The organism is Pontibacter sp. MBLB2868, assembly GCF_051904785.1.
Lineage (GTDB): Bacteria > Bacteroidota > Bacteroidia > Cytophagales > Hymenobacteraceae > Pontibacter.
This window is the reverse complement of sequence record NZ_CP196710.1, coordinates 2749417-2773537: the sequence shown is the minus strand read 5'-3', so window position 1 is coordinate 2773537 and position 24121 is coordinate 2749417. Positions and strand designations below refer to the sequence as shown.

24 protein-coding genes are annotated in these 24121 nt (G+C 45.5%); 9 read left to right on the top strand and 15 right to left on the bottom strand.

Going from position 1 to position 24121, the window contains the following annotated elements; translation table 11 throughout:
* Positions 1-403: 403 nt before the first annotated feature.
* Positions 404-1375 carry a 6-phosphofructokinase gene (gene pfkA / locus ACSX1A_RS11815; protein WP_439879854.1) on the bottom strand — a complete coding sequence of 324 codons (972 nt, stop codon included), beginning with the start codon at positions 1373-1375 and terminating at the stop codon, positions 404-406.
* Positions 1376-1708: 333 nt separating this feature from the next.
* Between pfkA and ACSX1A_RS11810 the strand changes: the two genes are divergently transcribed.
* A complete protein-coding gene (locus ACSX1A_RS11810; protein WP_439879853.1) occupies positions 1709-2137 on the top strand; it encodes a TerB family tellurite resistance protein in 429 nt (142 codons plus the stop codon).
* A 207-nt stretch (positions 2138-2344) separates the two neighbouring features.
* Positions 2345-2575 (top strand): hypothetical protein, encoded by a 231-nt coding sequence (locus tag ACSX1A_RS11805; protein WP_439879852.1) that lies wholly within the window; start codon positions 2345-2347, stop codon positions 2573-2575.
* Positions 2576-2592: 17 nt separating this feature from the next.
* On the opposite strand, the gene ACSX1A_RS11800 is transcribed toward ACSX1A_RS11805, so the two are convergent.
* From ACSX1A_RS11800 to ACSX1A_RS11785, 4 genes are all read right to left on the bottom strand, one after another.
* Positions 2593-3222 carry a hypothetical protein gene (locus tag ACSX1A_RS11800; protein WP_439879851.1) on the bottom strand — a complete coding sequence of 210 codons (630 nt, stop codon included), beginning with the start codon at positions 3220-3222 and terminating at the stop codon, positions 2593-2595.
* A gap of 47 nt (positions 3223-3269) precedes the next feature.
* On the bottom strand, positions 3270-5027 hold the full coding sequence (locus tag ACSX1A_RS11795) for an SLC13 family permease (protein ID WP_439879850.1): 1758 nt from the start codon (positions 5025-5027) through the stop codon (positions 3270-3272).
* Positions 5028-5129: 102 nt separating this feature from the next.
* Positions 5130-6311 carry an aspartate aminotransferase family protein gene (locus ACSX1A_RS11790; protein ID WP_439883555.1) on the bottom strand — a complete coding sequence of 394 codons (1182 nt, stop codon included), beginning with the start codon at positions 6309-6311 and terminating at the stop codon, positions 5130-5132.
* 41 nt (positions 6312-6352) lie between these two features.
* Positions 6353-7153 (bottom strand): SDR family NAD(P)-dependent oxidoreductase, encoded by an 801-nt coding sequence (locus tag ACSX1A_RS11785; protein ID WP_439879849.1) that lies wholly within the window; start codon positions 7151-7153, stop codon positions 6353-6355.
* Positions 7154-7328: 175 nt separating this feature from the next.
* On the opposite strand from ACSX1A_RS11785, the gene ACSX1A_RS11780 reads away from it, so the two are divergent.
* The 3 genes from ACSX1A_RS11780 to ACSX1A_RS11770 all read left to right on the top strand — a co-directional run bounded on the left by ACSX1A_RS11780 (position 7329) and on the right by ACSX1A_RS11770 (position 10884).
* Positions 7329-9680, top strand: coding sequence for a TonB-dependent receptor (locus tag ACSX1A_RS11780; protein WP_439879848.1), 2352 nt, complete (start codon positions 7329-7331; stop codon positions 9678-9680).
* Positions 9681-9701: 21 nt separating this feature from the next.
* A complete protein-coding gene (locus ACSX1A_RS11775; protein WP_439879847.1) occupies positions 9702-10601 on the top strand; it encodes a DUF4249 domain-containing protein in 900 nt (299 codons plus the stop codon).
* Positions 10602-10695: 94 nt separating this feature from the next.
* Positions 10696-10884, top strand: coding sequence for a hypothetical protein (locus tag ACSX1A_RS11770; RefSeq protein WP_439879846.1), 189 nt, complete (start codon positions 10696-10698; stop codon positions 10882-10884).
* A gap of 62 nt (positions 10885-10946) precedes the next feature.
* Here the strand turns inward: ACSX1A_RS11770 and ACSX1A_RS11765 are convergent, their stop codons facing one another.
* Positions 10947-12044, bottom strand: coding sequence for an MBL fold metallo-hydrolase (locus ACSX1A_RS11765; protein WP_439879845.1), 1098 nt, complete (start codon positions 12042-12044; stop codon positions 10947-10949).
* 270 nt (positions 12045-12314) lie between these two features.
* Here ACSX1A_RS11765 and ACSX1A_RS11760 point away from each other — a divergent pair, with 270 nt between their 5' ends.
* The 4 genes from ACSX1A_RS11760 (at position 12315) to ACSX1A_RS11745 (ending at position 15691) form a co-directional block, all read left to right on the top strand.
* Entirely contained in the window at positions 12315-12575 is a 261-nt protein-coding gene (locus ACSX1A_RS11760; RefSeq protein WP_439879844.1) for a hypothetical protein, read from the top strand.
* A gap of 89 nt (positions 12576-12664) precedes the next feature.
* Positions 12665-12925: a hypothetical protein gene (locus ACSX1A_RS11755; protein WP_439879843.1), complete on the top strand. Its 261-nt coding sequence runs from the start codon at positions 12665-12667 to the stop codon at positions 12923-12925.
* Between the two features lie 62 nt (positions 12926-12987).
* Positions 12988-13707, top strand: a complete 720-nt coding sequence (gene pepE, locus ACSX1A_RS11750) for a dipeptidase PepE (protein WP_439879842.1) — start codon at positions 12988-12990, stop codon at positions 13705-13707.
* 175 nt (positions 13708-13882) lie between these two features.
* Entirely contained in the window at positions 13883-15691 is a 1809-nt protein-coding gene (locus tag ACSX1A_RS11745) for a DUF885 domain-containing protein (RefSeq protein ID WP_439879841.1), read from the top strand.
* Between the two features lie 73 nt (positions 15692-15764).
* On the opposite strand, the gene ACSX1A_RS11740 is transcribed toward ACSX1A_RS11745, so the two are convergent.
* The 9 genes from ACSX1A_RS11740 to ACSX1A_RS11700 form a co-directional block, all read right to left on the bottom strand.
* Complete coding sequence (locus ACSX1A_RS11740) at positions 15765-16199, bottom strand: Spy/CpxP family protein refolding chaperone (RefSeq protein ID WP_439879840.1); 435 nt, start codon at positions 16197-16199, stop codon at positions 15765-15767.
* A gap of 7 nt (positions 16200-16206) precedes the next feature.
* A complete protein-coding gene (locus tag ACSX1A_RS11735) occupies positions 16207-16641 on the bottom strand; it encodes a hypothetical protein (RefSeq protein WP_439879839.1) in 435 nt (144 codons plus the stop codon).
* Positions 16642-16684: 43 nt separating this feature from the next.
* A complete protein-coding gene (locus ACSX1A_RS11730; RefSeq protein ID WP_439879838.1) occupies positions 16685-17224 on the bottom strand; it encodes an RNA polymerase sigma factor in 540 nt (179 codons plus the stop codon).
* A gap of 109 nt (positions 17225-17333) precedes the next feature.
* Positions 17334-18290 (bottom strand): transketolase family protein, encoded by a 957-nt coding sequence (locus ACSX1A_RS11725; protein ID WP_439879837.1) that lies wholly within the window; start codon positions 18288-18290, stop codon positions 17334-17336.
* Positions 18291-18380: 90 nt separating this feature from the next.
* Positions 18381-19769, bottom strand: coding sequence for a vWA domain-containing protein (locus ACSX1A_RS11720; RefSeq protein ID WP_439879836.1), 1389 nt, complete (start codon positions 19767-19769; stop codon positions 18381-18383).
* Positions 19770-19810: 41 nt separating this feature from the next.
* A complete protein-coding gene (locus tag ACSX1A_RS11715) occupies positions 19811-20668 on the bottom strand; it encodes a transketolase (RefSeq protein WP_439879835.1) in 858 nt (285 codons plus the stop codon).
* Between the two features lie 121 nt (positions 20669-20789).
* Positions 20790-21239, bottom strand: a complete 450-nt coding sequence (gene bcp, locus ACSX1A_RS11710; protein WP_439879834.1) for a thioredoxin-dependent thiol peroxidase — start codon at positions 21237-21239, stop codon at positions 20790-20792.
* Positions 21240-21247: 8 nt separating this feature from the next.
* Entirely contained in the window at positions 21248-23218 is a 1971-nt protein-coding gene (locus ACSX1A_RS11705) for a M23 family metallopeptidase (protein WP_439879833.1), read from the bottom strand.
* Positions 23178-23789 carry a fumarylacetoacetate hydrolase family protein gene (locus ACSX1A_RS11700; protein ID WP_439879832.1) on the bottom strand — a complete coding sequence of 204 codons (612 nt, stop codon included), beginning with the start codon at positions 23787-23789 and terminating at the stop codon, positions 23178-23180. Before ACSX1A_RS11700 ends, ACSX1A_RS11705 begins: the two co-directional genes overlap by 41 nt.
* Positions 23790-24121: the final 332 nt, after the last annotated feature.

The following is a 24121-nucleotide window of genomic DNA, read 5'->3' as shown; positions in this document are numbered from 1 at the left end:
AAGGGTGTTACGCCAGTCGGTAGTAAACCGGCCAATCCTTACTTCAGTGTCTAAGGTTTTGGAAAGGTATTGAGCGCCCTTTTGGGCAACGAAGTTTTGAATACCAGAAAACTGGAGTGCGATGACAATGAGTATAACCAGGCCTATGATGAATACCAGGAGCCATAGTATACCTTTCAGAACGGTTTTACCGATATGTTTAGCAGTAGCGATAGAATAAAACTTTAAAAGTTATCTGTGCTCTGCTTTTACGAATTTGTATGAATATAGATAGGCTTATGAAAACCTTTGAATTGTATCTGTCTGGTAGTTAGATGTTTGCTTTGGGTGGCAAGTTGTAAATAGAACAGGTACTATACTTAACAGCCTCTACAAGTGCCTGTAAATGGCTGTTAAGTATAAGTTATACTGATAGGATGTTGACCATCTCGATGTAATGCGGGTTGATGATCTTTTGCTTGGTAATAGTATCAATAAAAGGAGTATAAACCAGCTTTGAATTTACGATTCCGGCCATCACACTTTTACGTCCCTGCAAAAGGCCTTCCACGCAGGCAATTCCTAAACGGCTGGCCAAAAGCCTGTCTGCCGCAGTAGGGGAGCCACCGCGCTGCACATGCCCCAGAATGGTAACACGGGCATCCATGTAAGGCAAAGCTTTCTGTACTTCGGCGGCAACATCTGTCGCATTGCCCGCTTCATCACCTTCGGCTATGATCACAATAAAAGAAGTTTTGGAACGGTCCCAGCCTGTGCGAAGTGTGTCTACAACTGTTTGGATGGATGTTTCTGCTTCCGGGATCATTACGATCTCGGCACCTCCGCCTATCGCGCATGGAATGGCGATATAGCCTGAGTCGCGGCCCATTACCTCAATAAAGAAAACCCTGTCGTGGCTGTCTGCCGTATCGCGTATCTTGTCTATCGCATCAAGTGCTGTATTTACTGCAGTATCATACCCTATCGTATAATCGGTGCCATACAGGTCATTGTCAATAGTACCTGGCGCCCCTATAGTAGGTATGCCATATTCTTCGCAGAAAATATTTGCGCCAGTAAAGGTACCATCGCCACCAATGGCCACCAGGCCTTCAATGCCAAATTTCTTTAACTGGTCATAGGCCTCGCGCCGGCCTTCCTTGGTCATAAATTCCTTGCTTCTGGCGGATCGAAGCATTGTGCCGCCTTTCTGAATCGTATTACTGACAGAGTTTGACTCCAGGCGTACAATTTCGCCTTTTATCATACCCTTATAGCCGCGCATAATACCGTATACTTCAACTCCCTGATGTACGGCAGCTCTTACAACCGCCCTGATACATGCGTTCATCCCTGGTGAGTCGCCACCGGAAGTAAACACTCCAATTCTTTTCATTCTACTTAAAATTTTTTAGCTTAATGTCTGGCACTGAATTGCACAAAAGGATCCAATCTCAACGTTATTTGATTACAACTGTGTAATGCAATTCGAATTTACCAGGTGTTTAATGCTTTATGGGCATAAATATAAAAAAAGCTACAAAAGCATGTCTCTATAAATAGAGAAAACCGTATGCAATAGCGGTAGTTACAATACTAGCAATTTGTAACCTGTGTTGCACAATTAAATTTGGTATTTCTGCAGCTGTGAAGCATGATATACAGTCTGTCTGAAGTATGCTTATCATGATTTAAAGTTTAAATATAATTACATTAAAAGAGGCAATGTATGTTCGGTTTTTTTGAAAGTGAAGAAACAAAGAAGTTAAAGAGCCACATTGCGAACCTCAGTGCGTTGGCTAAAGTAGATGGCCATGTAGACCCTACAGAGATGAATTTCATTATCTCGATAGGTACAAAGCATGGGATGAAGCCTAATGAGGTGCGTCATATAATTTCAAATACTGATACGTCGGAGTTACAGCTGCCAACAAATGATTCTGAGAGGTTCGATCAGATCTATGACTTGGTTGAAATGATGCTGGCCGACGGAATTGTGGATGAGAGCGAAATGGAGTTTTGTATACACATGGCTGCCAGACTCGGGTTTAAGAAAGCTATTGTGGGGGTGCTGGTTCGCAAGATATCATTGGGTGTAAAAGATGGTTTAACGCGTGAGAGCATTAAACTGGAGGCACAGTCCTTCCTGAATTATTAAAATCCTGACATCAGAAGAAAAGCATGTTACCTGCCTTAACGCTCTATTGTTTATGGCGTAAGAAAAGGCTATTCTTTACCTATTCGGGTCAGTAGAAACAATTTATTTATGAGGAGATTTTATTCGTATTATAAATCACTTATTATAATTTACAGCAGCGCGGTAGCAGCGTTAGGATCACATTTCCTGTTAAGCGATAAGGTTATTATGAGAAGCATTAACGGAGGGCTTCCCCTTGATTTTATGCTTCGTTTTGGTATATTCTGGTTTCTCAGTTTTGTACTGGCCCTGCTATTTTTCCTGTTCCACCTACACCTCAACAAGTATTATTTTTCTGATTCCGATATCCTGCAATCTTCCAGGCTGGGTAAAATGGCCTTTACTGTTAGTGTGGGCGCTGCCATTATCGGAGGGATACTTTATACAGCAGTGGATTAAAACAGGTTAACGATTCATCATCTTGGGCTATATGCCTCGAAGGAGCCAGACTGGTAAACATAGGTTGTAGTGTTTTTTTCGATGCCCACCGACACGGCATCATGCGGTGCTTCAAACACTTCGTTGGTAGCAGGATCCATGATTTCTTCACCAATCTCTGTCAGGTACAGGTAATAAAGGCTTTTAAGCTCTCCGCGGTCATTAAAGAGGATATCCTTTTGTAGTTCATGCACATCCCAGTTCCCGTTACCCGCATCAAGTATGGCTAACACGATCACATTTCTATCTTGTTGCAACTGCAGCGCATAATCCTGCCGCGTGTCACCATTAAAATCTCCGCGCACAATGTACGGTCCCTGTTCATGTGCGTCTGCCATGGCACGCACTCCTGCGGAAAGAGTGGGTTGTTTAAAACCAGGATAGCGCTCTGACAGAAGCCGTAATACCGGAGGCGGCAGTGGCATTGTAGGGTTTATCTCATTCTCATCAGTCTTTAAAGCGTCTTTTTTAGTTATGGCAATAGAGTCCAAACCCTCGGAGGGAGAGTTAACTTCTACCTGTTCATCCTGCACTTCTTCGTTCTTGGGACTACAGGAGCCGGCCAGGGCAAGCAATAATGCAGCAAGTATAAAATGTCTGTTCTTCATCGTTTGACGCTTAATTTTATATCCTTACTCTTTATCTTTTAATGCTGTTACATTGGCCAGAAAACAGGTACTAATACCAGGATCACAATTATTAGCAGAACGGTTAGGGGCGTGCCTGTCTTTATGAAATCACGGAAGTGGTATTTGCCGGGGCTGTAAACAAGTATGCAGGCAGGCTCGAAAGGGGTGACCAACGATACAGAGGCGGCTAGCATAATGGCAATGGCAAATGCCCTGGGGTCAGCGTGTAGTTCTGCAGCGGTGCGCAAGGCCACAGGCACCACAACCAGTGCTGCGGCAGCATTGGACATTGGCTGGGTGAGCAGCACCGTAAGTACGACAAAACCTCCCAGCACAGCCATCGTACCAAATGAACCCATCATTTGAATAATTCCGTGCGCCAGGAAATCTGCCGCTCCCGAGTTTTCCATGGCAGTACCAAAGGCGGTCATGCCGCCTATTAGTATAAGTAAACGGAAATCTATGGCGGCATAGGCTTTATCGGTGCTGATGCACCGGAACAGTATACTGCAAATGGCAGCTAACAGAAAGGCAATTGACAATGGCAGCAGGTTCAGGGTGCCGGTAATTATGGCAAATAAAAAGCAGGCTATAACAATGATCCCTTTCCGCTTTTTGAAAAGGAGCGGTTGAAACTCATCCAGCAGTGCCAGGCTGTTCGACTGCCTCAGCTGATCGAAGCGCTGTGCCGAGCCCTGCACAAGTAAGAGATCGCCGAGCTGTAGCCGTATGCTCCCGATCTTGCTGCGCAATGTCTCGCCGTGTCTCGAAATGGCAATGACAACTAGGCCGTAACGGCGCAGAAATTCCGCTTCCTTCACGCTTTTACCTATCAGGGTAGAGTTACGAACCACCAGCATCTCCGCAAGACGGATATTTTCAGACACAAGGTCTTTTGAAAGTATCGCATCGGCCATGATCTGTATGCCTTTTGTTTCCTTTACCTTGATGAGGTTATCCAGATCACCCTCTACCAGCAGAATGTCGTTGGGCCTTATACGGGTCCGGAAGTCCGGCAGGAAATTATCCTTCCCCCGGATTATATTCAGCATCCTGAAATTGAGTGTGGTCAAGTCAGATGCGAACACCAGCTGCCCGATAAGAGGGGAGTCCGGGTTTACTACAATTTCAGTCAGGTATTTTTGTAGTTTATACTCTTCGGCCAGTTGCTGATCATCATGGCTTGGCAACAGGCGCTTCCCAATTGTCATCATGTAAATAAGTCCAACGGCAAATATCACAACACCGATGCCGCTGATCTCGAACAGGCCGATAGGTGGCATTCCTGTTTTTGCAATGTAGCCGCTAACGGCCACGTTTGTAGATGTACCAATAAGCGTACAGGTTCCGCCAAGTATAGAGGCATAAGCCAGTGGCATCAGTATTTTGGAAGTACTCTGGTTGATGCGCTTAGACAGGCCGACGAGCGGTGTTAAGAACATGGCTGTAACAGTAGTATTGTTCATAAACGCTGACACAGTTCCGGATATCAGCATTACCACAAACAGCATGAGGTTGTTGCTGCGCCTGGCGATCCGAACAAGCCGCACAACCACAAAATCAAGGATACCTGTTTCTTGCAGTGCTGCGCTAAGTATAAAAATGGAGGCAATAATGATGATGAAATCGCTACTGAGGCCTGCAAATGCTTCTTCTGCTGTAATAATGCGGGTACTAGCCAGAATAATGAGCATGATCAGTGTAACGATCTCGATAGAGAGCGCTTCAGTGGCAAAGAGTACCACTGCAATCACAAGCAAAGTAAGTACCAGTGCTATTTCCATAAAAGCTGAGGATACCGAATACCAAAGAAGTTAGTATAGTTCCGGCTTTTACGTACAGTGTCCCGGAGTGGTGGTGAAAATGGGAAATTATTTCTGTACTTCCTATGCTTCCTCTATGGATCGTAATATTACATCGCAGGCTTCCCGTATCTGCTCTTCTGTTATGGTAAGGGGTGGTGCAATGCGCATGGAGTTATCGCAGAAAAGAAACCAGTCTGTAAGTACGCCATTCACTATCGCTCTGTCTATCACAGCTTTCAAGACTTCAAACGACTCAAACTCGGCAGCCATCATCAAGCCGCAGTTCCGGATCTCTTTGATGCGTGGGTGCACCAGTAGTTGTTTAAATAGTTCGGCCTTTTGCTGCACGCCCTCCAGCAGTTTTTCCTCTTTAATTGTTTGCAGCGTAGCCAGTGATGCGGCGCAGGAAACGGGGTGGCCGCCAAAAGTTGTCAGGTGACCTAGTATAGGATCGTTTTTGAACACGGCCATGATCTCCTGAGGAGCTATAAATGCGCCGATCGGCATTCCGCCGCCCATACCTTTGGCACACAGAAGTATATCCGGCTCGATGTCGAATTGCTCAAAAGCCCAGAAAGTACCGGTTCTGCCAAAGCCGCACTGTATCTCATCCAGTATCAGCAAAGCGCCTACTTCGGTGCAACGCTGGCGCAGGTGTTTCAGGTAGTTGTTCTCTGACACGCGCACACCCGCTTCTCCCTGTACAGTCTCTACAATTACAGCAGCTGTACGGCAGGTAATATGCTGTAGGTCCGGGATGGAGTTATACTGAATATGACGTATATCTGGCAGCAGGGGGCGATAAGCGTTCTTGAAGTTTTCGCTACCGTTAACAGACAAAGCCCCATGGGTGGATCCATGGTATGCGTTGCGGCAGGAGATGAGTTCGGTGCGGCCTGTAAAGCGCTTAGCTAATTTCAATGCGCCTTCTACGGCTTCGGTACCTGAGTTGAGCAGGTACACATTGTTGAGTCTCTCGGGCAAGGTACTGCAGATGGCTTCAGAGAGTTTAGCCTGTGGAGCCTGTACAAATTCACCATACACCATCAGGTGCATGTATTTCTCCAGTTGCTCGTGTATTGCCGAAACTACCTTAGGATGCCTGTGCCCCACATTGCTCACACCAATCCCCGAGATCAGGTCCAGGTAGCGCTGCCCTTCCGTGCCGTACATGTACACACCCTCTGCTTTCTCAACCTCAATCATCAGCGGAAAATCTGATGTCTGGGCCTGGTGCTTCAGAAACAATTGCCTCATCGAAATCATAGTACAAAGGTAGGCAAATAATGAAGAAAGCTTAACACTTACCTTAACATCGCACTCATGCCTCCGTCTATGATCATAGTGTGCCCGGTAATATAGCTGGCTGCATCGGAGCCAAGCCAAAGTATAGCGGCAGCGGCTTCAGCAGGCTCTCCGAGGCGTTTCTGAGGAATAAAGTTGAGGTACATCTGCTTTACTTCCGCTTCTTTGGCTGCATCTCCGCCTGACTGCATCCGGAACATGTCCTGCAGCATAGGGGTATTGTGGGCTCCCGGGGTTAGTACATTTACCCTGATATTACTTGTAGCCAGTTCCTGCGCAGCTGATTTAGTCATGGCAATCACGCCCGCTTTAGCTGCCGAATAAAGTGAACCTCCGGGAGCACCTCCTAAGCCATTTATACTTGCCACGTTGACAATTGCCCCGCCGGCTGGCTGCTGTCCCAGCATTAACCGGATCTCCTGCTGCATACAAAGCCAAACGCCGCGCAGGTTTGCGGCCATGGCATTTTCAAAATCCGGCAGCTCAAATTCGTGCAGGGGCTTACCTACACCAGTTTCATCGGCAGCATTGTTAACCGCTACATCCAGGCGTCCATACTTTTGCTTTATCTTATCAAACAGTTGCATAATAGCTTTAGGTCGGCTGTTATCTGTCTGAATAAACTCCGGCTCAAAAGCGGTTCCACTCATAGCAGCCCTTGCTTTCTCTTCATTCCTGCCTGTGATGATCAGCCTGGCTCCGGACCGGGCAAATGCATGCGCTGTGGCCAGACCTATACCAGACGTACCACCTGTTACCAACACTACTTTATCCTGATAATTATAAGTAACCTGTTCCATAGCTGTGCTAAATGAAGTGTTAATAGCTCTAACGGGAAGACAATGGATTGGATTTTTATTGTTTTAACTTTAATTATGACGTTTACTAAATATTTTAAAGTTTTAATATTTGGCATACTGATTGCTAAAGGAATATTCAATAAATTAGTCGAATTATTCAAAGCAAAATTAAACTATGAAAACACTTTTTACGCTTCTACTGCTTTTATGTAGTGCCAGCCTTGCTTTTGCTCAAAGCAAACATACCATTAGCGGGTATGTACGGGAAAAAGGCAGCGGCGAGCAACTAATTGGGGTGAGCGTATACCTGCCCGGCAAAACTGTAAGTACCAGCACGAACACCTACGGCTTTTATTCTCTAACACTTCCTGCTTCCGATTCCATTACGTTGGCCTTCGGCTATCTCGGTTATAAACCCGAATTCAGAAAATTCTCTCTCCGCCAGAATGTAGAGTTGAACATCGATTTGCAATCAGAGGCTACTTTAACAGAAGTAGAGGTTGTGGCAAACCGGGTGGAAAAGGTGAGCCAGGCTGTAGAGATGAGCAAAATCGAAATTCCTGTCTCGCAAATAAAGAATATACCCATGCTGCTCGGTGAAAAGGATGTGATGAAAGTACTGCAGCTGATGCCAGGCGTGCAAAAGGGCAGTGAAGGGAATAGTGGTATTTACGTACGTGGCGGCGGGCCAGACCAGAACCTGATCATTCTGGATGATGCCACGGTTTACAATGCATCACACTTGTTCGGTTTCTTCTCACTTTTTAATGGTGATGCACTTAAAAGTGTTGAGCTGACCAAAGGAGGTTTTCCGGCCAGGTACGGCGGGCGTCTTTCTTCAGTGATTGATCTGAACATGAAAGAGGGCAACAAAGAAGAGGTTCATGGTGAGGGAGGAATCGGTTTGATCTCCTCCAGGTTAATGCTGGAGGGACCTCTAATCAAAGGTAAATCGTCTTTCCTGATTTCAGGCCGCCGAACCTATGCCGATGTACTGGCAAGGCCATTTATGAACATCGATGGCAAGGCAGGCTATTACTTTTACGACCTGAACACGAAGGTTAACTATGACTTCGGGCGCAAGAATAAGTTGTACCTGAGTGGCTACTTTGGGCGTGATAAATTTTACTACCGTGAGAATTATGATGACAGCAAATCTGAGGGAGGCATTTACTGGGGGAATGCTACAGGAACGCTCCGCTGGAATCACCTTTTCACAGATCAGTTGTTTGCTAACACCTCCGTTACCTTCAGCCGGTATCGCTTTAATATTTATTTAGAGGAAGAGGACAAAGAAAATGATAGTAAGTATAAGCTGGATTACTTTTCTGGTATCCATGACTTCTCTCTGAAGTATGATGTGGACTACCTGCCTAACCCGCAGCACTCTATACGTGCAGGTTTTCAGAGTACATTACATAGGTTTAACCCTAGTGCAATTGTTATAAAAGACGATGCTGGAAAACAGTATGAGCGTGAGGAAAATTATATAAACGGTTTAGAGTCCTCTGTGTATGTAGAGGATACTTACAAGCCTGCACCAAATTTAAAATTAAATGTCGGGGTTCGCTTTAGCCACTTTGCTGCAGCTAAAAAGAGTTATTTTATGCCGGAGCCGCGCCTGTCAGCAGCTTATAACATCAAACAAGACCTGGCAGTTAAAGCTTCTTATGCCCGCATGAACCAGTATGTACACCTGATCAGCAATACCGGTATTGGCCTGCCTACAGACCTATGGGTGCCTACCACTGATCGAATTGCACCTCAGAAATCGGAGCAGGTGGCTTTAGGTTTTGCAAAGGATTTCCTGGAGAAGGACCTGGCACTAACAGTGGAAGGTTATTATAAAAAGTCTGATAACATTATAGGGTACAAAGAGGGGGCAAGTTTTCTGGTGATCGATGATCCGGAGTCAGCTGAAAAGGTTAGCTGGGAGGATAACATTACTGCAGGGAAGGGGTGGTCTTACGGCGTAGAATTCCTGTTACAGAAAAAGGTTGGGCGCTTCTCTGGCTGGGTAGGCTATACGTTATCCTGGACGCAGATGCAGTTTGATTCGCTTAATTTCGGTAAGAAATTTTATGCCCGATACGACCGCCGTCATGACATCTCACTGGTAGGAATTTATGAACTAAGCGATAAAATAACACTGTCTGGTACTTGGGTCTATGGCACTGGTAATGCAGTTACGCTACCAGTAGGTTCCTATACTGTCAAGCCGCATCAACCATCAACTTACAACTATGTAAGTAATTACTGGATGAATAACAATGCTACCGACTATGGCGATAGAAACTCTTTCCGGATGGCTGCTTACCATCGCATGGATATTGGTGTGCAGTTTCATAAAATGAAGAAATGGGGAGAGCGTACATGGGAAGTTAGTTTTTATAATGCTTATAACCGTAAAAACCCCTTTTTCTACTTTATAAGCAATGAGTATGAGAACGGTGAATCTGAATCAAAACTAAAGCAGATGACCTTGTTCCCGATCATCCCATCTGTCAGCTATAGCTTTAAATTTTAACCTCACCAGAACTCATCAACAATGAATATATTGAAACTTATACCTGTTTTTTTACTTGTAGGAGTTGCCATACTTACCAGTTGCGAAAGAGACGCAGATAATATTAAGTTAATGGATGTATCCTCAAAGCTTGCAGTTATCTCTTACATCTCACCACAGGATACAATAGTTAAGGTGCAACTTCAGAGAACGCAACCGGCAATTGGCAAAGAGTTGAGCCAAGAGCAGCGGAAAGTTTCGAATGCTACAGTTACTATCTCTGATGGTGCAAACGTGGCTACCCTGAACTATAATCCGGATGCTGATGAATACCGAACAGCGGTTAATATGAACAATGTAGTAGCCGGTAAAACGTATTACCTCACTGTAACTACCCCTGATGGTTTTTCTGCAAGCGCTTCCTGTTCCATTCCTGCTGTAACTAATATTGCAATTACTGATATTGCCACTTCTTATGTACTTGAACCTGATTATACAGGTGATGAGTTGCGAAACTACAAAGTTGCTCTTAAATGGAAAGACGCACCTGAAGCCAAGAATTATTACCGTGTGCTGGGGAGTTTTATGTATAAAATACGAGATACTTATGGTCAGGTGCATACCCAGGTCGAGGAGCTATATTCTGAACATAATAAATCGTATCTGTATAAAGATGATATGTTAGAAAACGGCTCCATCACATCTGATAAGTTTTATTTCTATCGAAATATGAGCAACGCAGATGGAAGTAAAATAAAGTTAAACATCTTACTTTTAGTGACGGACAGAAACTATTACTTGTTCCAGGATGCTTTGCATCGGCAGCAACAATTTGATGGTAACCCATTTGCAGAACCAACTATTCTTTATACTAATATTAAAGGTGGCGTCGGAGTATTTGCTGGCTACAATCAGCTGATAAAAGTGCAAGAAATAGAATAAGCATTGCCTAAACCCTGTGCTGGCTTTCTATCGTAAATAATATAGGCTGCCGTGGTGGCCTATATTTTGTTGAACATAAAATAAGGAGGATATTATGTCTAAAGGAGATAAGTCGGCCTATACCGATAAGCAGAAGCGTAAAGCAGAACATATAGAAGAAGGCTACGAAAAACGTGGTGTAAGCCATGATGAAGCCGAAAAGAGAGCCTGGGCCACTGTAAACAAGCAGGATGGTGGCGGAAATAAGAGCGGCTCCGGCAGAGCAAATCACAAAAGTGATTAAGGAAAGCTCAACTAGCTAAGGTAAAAAAGCCTGGTGATCTTGATCACCAGGCTTTTTTCTGTTTAGGGATAATTATTGGTGTGAGCTTCCGGGTTATCGTGTTCAGGGTCAACAGTCGGTGGAAAGCCGTTCATCACACGGTTATGGGAATAAGGCCTTTCTTTGGGAGGCCGGTGCTGTTGAGGTACGTTCTCGTTGGGTTTTGCTTTGTTATTGCGCTTGCTGAGCGTAGCCCATACGAGGCCGGCAACAGCCACAGCGCCTGCCACAGCAAGCACCTTAGGAGCTGAATAGCTTACCGGAGGCGGTAAAGAGATGATGCCTCGCTCGTCGGTAACTGCCGGTTCATGCACATAGCGGCCATGGTCTGGCACTGCCCTGATCCAAAACTCCTTCACCAGGTCTTCCAACTGCCAGCGCAATTCCCTGCCCCTCATGGGCATGCCATGGCCGGTAGCCGCAATTTCAGGACTCAGGTTACAGAGCATTTCCACAGAGCGGTGGGCCGAGCCCCAGTCAGGTGTATAATAGGCAGGCGGACCGTGCACCTCTCGCTTTTCGGTCATCACTGCAATCGCAGATTCTGCATGACGCGTTACAAATGCATCGCCGGCAAGCAGCACTTTGTCTTCTTCTCTAAAAAAAGAAACGTGTCCCGGACTGTGGCCCGGGGTATACAGCCACTGCCAGCCCTCGAGCACCGGAACAGCGCCATCAGGGGGTAAAAGCTCCAGGTATTTGCTGATATTGATAGGCTTTTTGGGGTAAACAAATGCCATGTAGGCCATGGCGCCTCCACCCACGCTTGAATCAGGTGGCGGATAATTGGATTGGCCGGTAAGGTATGGGAATTCCATTGGGTGCGCATAAACCGGTACATTCCAGCTTTCTGCCAGCTCTTTTACCGAGCCTGTATGATCAAAATGACCATGCGTTAACAGGATCGCCTCCGGCTTGCTGTTTTCACCGAAAATTTCGTCTGCTACCTGCCTGATCTGGAGAGCATACCCTTTTACACCTGTATCAATCAATACCCACTTTCCGTCTGGGTTGGCTACAAAGTATAAGTTTGCAAAAATAGTCTTAAGTCCCCACACACGAGGAGCAACCGCAAATGCCTGCCTGCTACCGCCGAACCGATTTCTTTTTGTTTCCGCCATAAGCCGTGTTTTAATTAAAGATAGTGAATCTTTGTCAGTTATGTAGATACGGCAAGCAGGGAAAATTAGCTGACACAAAAGTTTACAAAAAGAGGTATGATAAAGAGGACTAACTATTTACAAATAGTAATTTAGCAGGAACCTGACTCAGAGGGCAACTGGCAGCAACTAAGGCATGTTTTTTGCCCATTAATTTCTAATTATCCGAATAAGGCAAATTCATTTCCTGTTTTGGAGGAATTTTTTATCTTTCTGGAAAGTTTATTTCATATGGTTAATTTATTCGTACCACCCAGCTACATGTCGGTTTACGCAAAGTGCGTAGATGCCTCCATGCCTGCCTTCGAACCAGAAGAGTGGGTAGAGGAAGGAAAGGTGTACCCTGTGAAGCATTTTACTGAGCCTTTAAACCAGGGCGAGGGATTTGCAATTACAATTATGGATGAGGATGGCATTGAGATCCACCCTTCATCTTCCCATTGGAGTTTTGCCTCTAATAGGTTCGAATTGTACACTTTGCACCTGAACTAGACCAAAATCAGAAAAATTACGTTAAACTATAAAGGCTGCCGGAGTGCAGCCTTTTTTAATGTAATTGTTGGTATGTGTAGTTTAGAAAAATGATAAGCGCCAAAGATTTTAATGAGCTTTCTCCTTTCCTGCAAGCAGACCTCGTGTTGGATCAGGGGCACTATGTACACCACCGTATCAAAGGCTGGTGCAAAATAGACTTATACTGGTTTCAGGATTTTTATGTGGAGATATGGTTTCTCTACGATTTAAAAAGTATTGGCCTGGTACGTGCCCTCACCAGTTACAGGCAACTGGAGCCATACCTGGAAACGATAAAGCTCAAACTTAAACCAGTAAGCCCGGATTAGCATGATCCTTAATTTATAGAAGCTTTCGCTGTTTCACTCATCCAAAATCTTTACTTTTGAGCATGAGCAGAAATTTACTTTTAATCAGCACTTCTACTACCCACGGCACAGAGTATTTAGAGCATGCCGAACAGGAGGTCAGGTCTCTCCTGGAAGGGAAATCAAGCATACTGTTTATACCATATGCCCGCCCGGGGGGAATATCGCATAACGAGTATACCGCAAAAGTAAAGGACACATTCGGGAAATGGGGCATCAGCGTAACCGGTGTTCATGAGTATGATGACCCTGTAAAGGCTGTGAACGAAGCAGAGGCAGTTTTTATAGGAGGAGGGAATACCTTTGTACTACTCCGAAACCTGTATAACAACAAGCTTGTGAAGCCACTGCAGGAGCGTGTCGCAAAAGGAATGCCGTACATGGGAACCAGCGCAGGCACCAATGTGGCCGGCAAAACCATCGGCACTACCAATGACATGCCTATTGTACATGTTAAAACCTTTGATGCGCTGGAGCTTGTTCCTTTTAACATCAACCCCCATTACCTTGACCCCATTGAAGGCTCTACTCACATGGGGGAGACTCGTGAAACGCGTATTGCAGAATTCCACCATCATAATCGACAGCCCGTTATAGGCCTCCGCGAAGGAAGTATGTTACGGATAAAAGGAGATAGGATAGAATTGCTCGGTCCTTTATCAGCACGGGTTTTCCTGCAAAGCCAAAAGCCAATGGAGTTTAAACCCGGCGATGATATAGGGTTTTTGATGGAGGCGTACTAGCTAATTTGCAATGATAATAAAAACAGTAAAGGTGAGGCTTCCGGTCTCACCTTTACTGTTTTAAGAAATTGAATTTTAAGCTTTTAGTTTAACTTGCGTATAAGCCTGCAGTGGCACCTGATCGTTAGCTTTTAAGTACTTAAAAACAAATGTTGGACCTTATGAACCTTTACCCATGAAAAAACACCACCTCATTTTTTGTGCTGGACTGGCTGCTGCCACCTGTGGCATAGCAGGCTGTGCACGCACTTCTGAAACAGAGCAAACTACCGAAATTGTGCAGACAGAGCAGAACATAGACCAGATATTTGATAATTACTTTGAGGAGCGGCTGAAACTTTTTCCTCTTGAGGCGACGGCCATAGCCGATAACCGGTACAACGACCAGTTACCAAATGACCTCAGCCAGGAGCACAAAGAGCAGGTAAGGCAGATGTACCGGAAGTACCTGGACCAGATCAATAAAGTTGACAGGAGCAGCTTATCGGATCAGGAGCAGGTGAGTTACGATATTTTTAAGTATGAGATGGAGATGTCGCTGGAAGGCCTTGAACAACCCAGTGAATTACTGCCCATCAACCAGTTCTGGGGCTTACCTATTACCATGGCACAGTTAGGGTCAGGTTCCAGTAATCAGCCGTTTAATACCCCCGAAGATTACAGTGACTTTCTGGGTCGGATAAAAGGGTTTACAGTGTGGGGCGACACCGCTGTAGCCAATATGCGCAAAGGCATGTCAGTGGGAATAGTGTTGCCCCGTGCGCTCACTTTAAAGGTGATGCCGCAGTTGCAGGCCATGGTAGTTGACGACCCTGCTAAAACCATATTCTGGGCACCAGTTAAAAACCTGCCGGAAAGCTTTACCGCCACTCAGAAAGATAGCATCAGGCAGGCCTACAGCAAAGCAATAAAAGAGGAAGTGATCCCGACCTACAAAAAGCTGTATGACTTTATGAAGCAGGAATACCTGCCTAAGAGCCGTAGCACAACAGGGATAAGCGGTGTAAAAGGAGGCGATGCCTACTACCGTTACCTGGTCCGCTACTGGACAACTACTAACATGACACCAGATCAGATATTTAAGATAGGGCAGCAGGAGGTAGAACGCATTCGTGGGGAGATGGAAAAAGTAAAGGAGCAGGTTGGCTTCAAAGGCGATCTGAAAGCGTTTTTTAAATACGTGAACGACAATCCTAAATTCACACCATTTAAAACACCGGAGCAAGTGCTGGCGGCGTACAGAGGTATACACCAGCGCATGGAACCTCAGCTTAACAAGTTGTTTGGCATCACTCCGAAAGCAAAGTTTGAAGTGCGCCAGACAGAGGCTTTCCGGGCTGCGTCGGCAAGTGCAGAGTATAGCCCGGCTGCACCGGATGGCTCCAGACCTGGTATTTTTTATGTGCCCATTCTGGATGCTACCAAGTATAATGCTGTTGGTATGGAATCGCTTTTCTTACACGAAGCTATTCCGGGCCACCATTACCAGATCTCTATTCAGCAGGAGCAGGAGGGCTTGCCTAAGTTCAGGAAGTATGCCTGGTATGGCGCTTTTGGAGAAGGATGGGCCTTGTACTCTGAAAGTCTTGGCAAAGAATTGGGGCTGTACACCGACCCTTACCAGTACTTTGGACGCCTGAGCGATGAAATGCACCGTGCGATACGCCTGGTTGTTGACGTGGGGATGCATACCAAAGGCTGGACAAGGGAGCAGGCCATACAGTTTTCCCTTGACAATGAGTTGACAAGCGAGGACGCGGCAGTGGCAGAAATCGAGCGCTACATGGCAATACCCGGGCAGGCACTTAGTTACAAGATCGGCGAACTTAAAATAAAGGAGCTACGCCAGCGGGCTGAGCGTGAGTTAGGTGATAAGTTCAGTATCAGTGCGTTTCATGACCTTATACTGAAAGGAGGGGTAATGCCGCTGGCAGTACTGGAGAAGAAAGTGGATGAGTGGATAGCTGAACAGAAAAAATCTTAATGGATCATAGAGAACAAGAAAAGGCACTACAGTTATGTAGTGCCTTTTCTTGTTCTCTATGATTTTAAAACCTTTAGTTGTTAGCTCTTCTGTTATCCAGTCGTTTTAGGAGCAACTTTGTAAAGTCCCGATCTGCGCGGTACAACTGAATGATTTGTTTGGGAGCTAGTACTTTTTGATATCTGGCAATATACTCTTTCTCCAAAGCAAGTTCTTTTTCTTTGATATCGATCATCTCCTCAAGGCGATCCTTTGCCTCCTGATCTGTGAGTTCATCTAAGTTTCTGCGGTATCCGCTTCTGTAGTTTTTCATCAGATCTCGGCGCTTGTTCTCATACTCGTTATAAACAGGCCAGAACTTCTGCGCTTGCTCGGGTGTGAGATTTAATCTGTCAGTAATAAAGGCAATTTTAGCGGCCTCAATGTTTTCCCTCCTGTCCTGGGCGAAGGCAGCAGAGCTACTTAGCACAAGTACAAAGAAGAATAATAGTGTTATGTAACGCTTCATGGGTGAATTAATATTCTAAGTCTTTAATATTATAGTATTCAAGTTCTTTCTCAGCGCTGGTCGGGCTAATATTCAGAAAATCAGCGGTGAGCTCCTGATCTGACAAGGAACTGAACTCAGCAAAGTCGGCTACTTCCAGGTCTTCATTGTTATTCAGGTAATCTACGATATCCTGCTCTGCCAGCGGCCCCAAGGCATATTGGGGCTCCTGTGTTGTTGGCGCTATATTGAAGAAGTACACACCAACAAAAACCAGCAGTAGTACCAGGGGAGCGATTGCCAGCCGTAGCGGACGCCACAGGCTTGGCAGCCATGCCTGTTCGGGTTTCCCTGCGGCAGCAGTTCTTTCCATAACACGTGTAGGCAGGCGGTCAAAGTAATTTTCCGGCACCTGGTATACATTGTGTTTTGGGAGATCCTCCAGTTTAAAATCCTTTTTCATTTTGTTCATCTGTACCTGTTAGATAGGTAACACAAGCTAAAGTTTAATCCTGCTTTAAAAATTCTTCTATTTTTTTTACTGCCAGATGATAAGATGCTTTTAATGCCCCAACAGAGGTGCCTAAAATCTCGGACATTTCTTCATACTTCATCTCATCATAATACTTCATGTTAAACACGAGGCGCTGCTTATCAGGGAGGCGCAGGAGCGCCTTCTGTAGCTTAAGCTGTATCTCATCTCCCGAAATATCAGAGGAGGAGTCTATCTTGTCTGACAGTTCTGCAGCCACATCGTGTATGGGCAGGAAAAAGCGCTTTTTCTTGTTAGCCAGAAAGGTCAGGCATTCATTTGTAGCAATGCGGTAGATCCAGGTGTAAAGCTGGGCATCCTTTCGGAAATTGTCCAGGTTCTTCCATACTTTCACAAACACTTCCTGCGTCAGGTCATCGGTATCGTTATGGTCAATAACCATCTTACGGATGTGCCAGTATACTTTTTGCTGGTACTTCCGGACAAGCTGGTTAAAAGCCAGGTTACGGCTTTCGGGTTGTGCAAATTTTTCTAAAAGCTCTTTGTCTTCCACGCGTCAGTTTGCTGGGAGATGTTCCTGTTTTCTTTAGCTGAAGGTAATAAAAAAGAGGCTGTACCTTTTATCAGCACAGCCTCTTTCAGAATTCTGTTAACCGATATTGCTATTGCTTTCTGCTGATCACGCGCTCTGCGGCAGCAACAATGTCATTTTCTGATAAGCCATACTTCTCCATTAGTTCTTCCGGAGTACCAGACTCACCAAAAGTATCATCGGTGGCTACGTACTCCTGTGGTGCAGGGAAGTTTTTGGCCAGTACTTGTGCAATGCTGTCGCCAAGGCCTCCATAACGGTTGTGCTCTTCCGCAGATACAACACATTTCGTTTTGCGCACCGAAGCTAAGACTGCTTCTTCGTCCAAAGGTTTAATGGTGTGTATATTTATAATTTCAGCCGAGATGCCTTTGTCAGCTAATAAATGGCCGGCAAGAATCGCTTTCCAAACTAAATGTCCTGTAGCAATGATAGTTACATCCGTGCCTTCGTTCAGCATTACGGCTTTACCGATCTCAAATTTCTGATCGGCAGGGGTGAAGTTTGGTACGACAGGGCGTCCGAAACGCAGGTAAACCGGACCATCGTATTCAGCAATTGCCATGGTGGCAGCCTTTGTCTGGTTAAAGTCGCATGGGTTAATAACTGTCATATGCGGCAGCATTTTCATCATGCCGATGTCTTCCAGTATCTGGTGAGTGGCACCGTCCTCGCCTAACGTAAGGCCTGCATGAGAAGCACAGATCTTTACGTTTTTGCCAGAGTAGGCTATAGACTGACGAATCTGATCGTATACACGGCCGGTAGAGAAGTTGGCAAACGTACCCGTGAACGGGATCTTGCCACCGATAGTCATACCAGCTGCAAGGCCCATCATGTTTGCTTCAGCAATACCTACCTGGAAAAAGCGCTCCGGGAAGTCCTTTTTGAATGCATCCATTTTAAGCGAACCTGTCAGGTCGGCGCATAGGGCTACTACATTCTGGTTGCTTTTACCTAGCTCGTGCAAGCCAGCACCAAAGCCTGAACGTGTGTCTTTTTTCTCTGAATACGTGTACTCTTTCATCTGTATGTTATTGTTCTTTAAAGGTCTTTTGTATGATACATGCTGTAGGTCTGTTTCCTGTAGTGGTTACCCGTAGCATGCTGTTTTTTTCTATCTGTTGAAAATCTTAACGGTTGTTGTTGCCCCCGATTTGATAGTAAAGTCCTGCACATCGGTAAATTTGCTTGCCTGAGCTGATTTCATCCGGTAAACAAGCTTATACTTTCCTGGCTGTAAAGGCAGCGTTAGTTTGCTGTAATCCTCAGGCAGGTTATAGATCCAATGTTGCCGGCCGCTGTCATCCAGTTCATAAATGCTGCCATAGCCCTGCATTTGCGAAGGTATGGACAGTTGCCCTGGCGGTGGGATCGTAATGGTATTCGTCTGTCCCTGCTTTATCTCCACCCCCTTCATGTGGATGCGTGGCAATGTCAGGATCTCCAGATCATAAGTGCCGGTCAGGTATTTATGCCTGTTACCAAACGGCTGCACATTCAAAATCTGTGACGACCCCTGTTCCCTTACCAGTGCAATAAGCTGCCCGTATGGCGAAGGGCCATCCTGGCGCAGGTGTAAGTCTCCCTGAGGTGTTTTTACCCGGATAATATTATGTTGGCCGGGCTTTATCTTCAGGTTTGGCTCAATTACAGCAGGTGTGGTGTTCACCACTAAATCATACGGGATCAGGGCATCCACATCCAGCACATCAGTCTTCCCCTGGCTGTTCTTATAATGTACGTAGTTATACTCTGTGTCACCGGTCACTGAATTCAGGAAAGTCATGTTGACGTTCGTCTCCACAGGTCTTCCCTTTTCATCCAGCAACTCCACGCTCACGGTTGTTTCGCTAAGCGTCTGTGTCACGATCTCCGTCAGCACATTCTGGAATGTCTTGATATCAGCGGCGTTAAAGTATTGACCAATACAACTAAGTTGCTGCTCATACTCTGGCGCTATGCCAATACCAATGATAAATGGCCGCAGGAAAATACGCTTTTTTTGCAAAGCCAGGGACACAGCGCAAGGGTCACCGTTACACGATTCCAAACCATCGGTTATAAGGATGATAACGTTCCTGGATTTATCAGACGGAAAGTCACCAGCGGCCTGTTGCAGCGAATAGGTAATAGGCGTATTGCCACGAGGCACAATCTGCCCCAGCTTTTTTTTGATGGCACCGCTGTTGTTATTAGCTGTAAAAGGTACTTCCAGCTTCGTATCCCTGCAGTCATTCCGTTCCCGTGGTGATTGATGACCATAAACGCGCAAAGCTACTTCTACATTATCATAGCGCTCAAGGGAGTCTACCAGGTGCGCTAACAGGTTTTTTGCAACCTCCATCCTGTCGCTGTTTTCCCATTTGGCAAGCATGCTGCCTGAGGCGTCGAGTAGAAACAGGATCCTGGTTTTAGGTGGCGACTTCTTACTTTGGGCCATAGAAATCCCGTTTGCTGAAATAAGCAGCAAAACGATAATAACTGATCTAAGCCATTTTGCCATGAAGCCGGGGGCTAAGCGTTACAACCTGAAAAGAATATTTATTAGTAGTCTGAGGCGACTTTAACTGCCAGCTGCTGCAATGCAACCTGTAACTGCTCATCATTCGGAGCTACACCATGCCATTTGTGTGATCCCATCATGAAATCTACCCCGTAACCCATTTCTGTGTTCATCAGGATCATAATTGGTTTCCCGTGGCCGGTAGATTTTTTTGCATCCTCGAGCGCAGCAAGTAAAAGCTCAAAGTTGTTACCGTTCGTTTCCAGTACATGCCAGCCAAACGCTTCGAACTTAGCTCTAAGGTCGCCAAGCCCCATTACTTCGTTTGTAGAGCCATCAATCTGCTGGCCGTTTCTGTCTATGGTTGCAATCAGGTTGTCGATCTTGTGGTGAGCAGCATACATGGCTGCTTCCCATACCTGGCCTTCTTCCACTTCACCGTCACCCATCAGCACATAAACCAGCTTGTCATCGTTATTCAGCTTTTTAGATTGTGCTGCACCAATGGCTACTGAAAGCCCCTGGCCCAACGAACCTGAAGCAACGCGGATACCTTCCAGGCCTTCTTCTGTAGCCGGGTGGCCCTGCAGGCGTGAATTAAGTTTACGGAATGTTGAAAGCTCTTTTACATCGAAGAAGCCGGCGCGTGCCAGCGTGCTGTACCAAACAGGGGAGATATGCCCGTTAGATAAGAAGAAAAGATCTTCTCCTTCACCATTCATATTGAAGTCGGTGCTGTAGTCCATTACCCGGAAATACAGGGATACAAAATAGTCTGTGCAGCCAAGCGAGCCGCCTGGGTGGCCTGAGTTTACGGCGTGTACCATGCGTACAATGTCTCTGCGCACTTGTGCAGCAATCTCTTTCAGCTCGTCGATACTCTTGTTATGTGGATTCACTTTATTGAAATATGGATTGTTAAACTGTTTTGTTATGGGTGGGTCTGGCTGAGTTTAGCAGTAAAAACCCAATTCAAATATACGAAAAACGCAGCTGCCCTCTTGGGCAGCTGCGTTCATATTATTTCAGTATTTGTTCGGCGTGTTCCTTCGTTTTTACTTTGGTAATGATATCCTGTATCACCCCCTCCTCATCGATTAAGAAAGTATAGCGCATAGTGCCCATATACTTCCTGCCGTACATCGATTTTTCTTGCCAGACACCGTATTGCTCCACTATTTGTTTATCAGTGTCAGCTAGTAGCGTAAATGGCAACTCAAATTTGCTGATAAAGTTCTGGTGCGATTTCTCACTATCGATGCTAACGCCGATCACTTCATAGCCATTCTTTTGCAGGTCGCTGTAATTATCGCGCAGGTTGCAGGACTGTGCAGTACAGCCAGGTGTATTATCCTTTGGGTAAAAGTACAGGATCACTTTTTTGCCCCGATAATCGCTAAGTTTCACAGAATTGCCGTTCTGGTCCCTTCCTTCAAACTCCGGGGCTTTATCGCCGATATTAAGTTCCATAAGGTTTGTCAGATAGTTGTAGTATAGGTGGCTTCGTTGCCAGCATTGTCCTTCACCTTCAAAACTACTTCACCTGACAAAGGTACACTTTTATCCAACTTTTCAGAGTAAATCATCGCCGCTTTGTGCTCATACTTCATTAACAGCCATTCACCGTTAATATAAGCGTTGAATGAGTTGATTCCCGAGAGGTCATCTCCGATACGGAACCTGATCTGCTCTTTACTTTTGCTCAACAACCTGATAGTAGGTGGCCGGTTATCTTCCATTACTTTAAACTTGCCCATGTTGCGGGTTGTAAAGGTGATGGTGTTTCCGTCCCACTGCCCGCCTTCGAAGCCACGGCCACGGCCTGTACCCAGGAAATAAACGGCAGCCTTTGATTTGTCTTTCACCGTATTGGGAGGCGTTATCGTAACTTTCATTGCCTTATGAAGGGGCGTAAAATAGTCACCAATAGTATACACATCGCCATTCAGGCTGGTCTTCAGGTACAGTGTGTCGTAAAGCGATTCTTTATCGAACACAATTTTCATGTCCTTGTTTGTATAGGCAAAATCCTTGGCCGGAGGTACCATTTGTTCCAGATCAAAAGTTGTAGACACGCCACAGAAGCGCATGGAGTCCGGGATGCCTGCCCGCAAGTCATATAAACTTACAGAAGTGGAGTTCTTTACATAGCTCGGTACAAGTGTAAGTGCTTTGTTGCCTACAAACAGCTCAATATTCTGAGGAGTGCTACTGGTATCGGTGGCACTGATTTTAAGCACGTTACCAATTACCTCATGTTCCAGGTCCGCTTTTTTAACTGTTTTGGAAATTGTCTGGCTAAACATAGGCTTTTGCCCCTTTACCACAAAGCTCAGTGTAGAGGTATTGTTATAAGAGTCCCGGGCTACAAGCTTTACCTGATAAACAGAGTCAGGGCGAACTACAAGCCTGCCCTGGCGCCCACTGGCCTTATAAAGCGGCAAATCGTTTCCGTAATCCACAAAAGCCTTCTGGAAAGAGCGGCCCTGGTGTTTATAAATATTATAATTGATGTGCTGCGAAACCTGGCGAGACAACTCAAAAGGAACCTGGTCGATGTAGTGGCTGTACACCTGCTTCCCGTTAACAAAAAGGGTTATTTCCTGTGTGCCGTTTTTATTTGAAGCTCCGTCCAGTTTGTCTACAGTCTGTACTTCCAGACCTATCATGCCATTGGCATGTACCGTATCGGGTAAAGAAACCGAACCACCTTTCTGCGTGGTGCGGTACTCAACGCGGTCAAACTCGTTTTCGATGCGGGCATTAATGTTTAAAGGCGTAATGCCTAAAGTATAAATGTCCGGTGGTGTGGTATCTACTATTTCCGAGAATTTATACTTCAGCGGATTGTACAGGTGATCTTGCACATCACGAATTTCAAAGTGCAGGTGAGGACCGCCAGAACCTCCTGTATTACCGGAATAACCAATAATTTCGCCACGCTTGACCGGGAAACGGCCCGGCTCCGGGAAAAGCTCAAGTTCAAATGTTTTCTTATCATACTGCCGCTGCCGCACAAAGTCGGCCAATGGCTTTTCGTATTCCCGCAGGTGCGCGTATGTTGTTACTAACCCGTTTGGGTGCGTCACAAAAATGATATTGCCGTAGCCGTAGGTAGATTGTTTTACCCTGGAAATATAGCCATCCGCAGCAGCATGCACCGGCAACCCCTCACGCTGATCAGTTTTAATATCCAGGCCACCATGGAAGTGGTTAGACCGGATCTCACCCATAGAACCAGACAGGTAATTGCGCTCGCCGGGTTTGATCGGGAACAAAAAATAACCGGGCTTAGGCTCCACAATTTTGGGAGTAGCAGAGGCATTGGGTGCAGCATTATCAGGCCCAAACTGAGCAAACGTGCTGCAGGTGGTAAACAGCGACAGGGCGGCAAGCACCAGCCGCTTCTTATTTAACTTCGAAATCCAGTAATTTTTTGTCTTCAACATACCCTTCTAATCTATCTCCTATCTTAACCGGGCCAACACCCTCTGGTGTTCCCGTAAAAATGATATCTCCTGTTTTTAGTGTAATAAAGCGTGAAATGTAAGCGATAATATCATCGAAAGAGTTCAGCATCATATTCGAATTGCCCTTTTGCCTGGTTTCGCCGTTCACATCGAGCCTGAAGCTGATGTTTTGCAGGTCCGTGAAATGGTCGAGGGGCAGAAGCTCCGAGATAGGTGCGGAGCCGTTAAAGCCTTTAGCCAATGTCCAGGGTAGTCCTTTTGCTTTGGCCTTTGCCTGAATGTCACGTGCCGTGAAATCGATACCCAATCCGATGGCATCATAATATTTGTGCGCAAACTTTTTTTCGATATTTTTCCCCTCCCGGCAAATGCGCAGAATAAGTTCTGCCTCGTGGTGTACATCATTTGTATATTCGGGATAATAGAACGGTTCGTTGTTACGTAAAACCGCTGTGTCTGGCTTAAAAAAAATGACAGGCTCATCAGGCACTTCATTTTTTAACTCGGCTATATGCTCAGCGTAGTTTCTTCCTATAGCTAATATCTTCATTGCATGATACGTTAGGTTTTCCGAATCTCAAAAATAGGGTTTCTAACGTTGCCTCACCTAAAAAAGTAAAAATTTATCCGTTTGTTTTTTTGAGGCTTCTGCCTCCTTATACTACCCTGTTTACCAGTAGCCTGTTTCCTGATAAACATTTTAGGCCATAATTTATTGTGCTGCTCATACAGATAACATTTTGCACTCCGACAGACGTATAATCCAACAACACATATTGTACTTTGTTGAGCAAGGCCTCCTGCGTTTATACGATAGGATGTAGTTAATGAAGTATGGTGATATGTTAATTTTTTAATGTATTAACGTTTGGTTTCTGATAA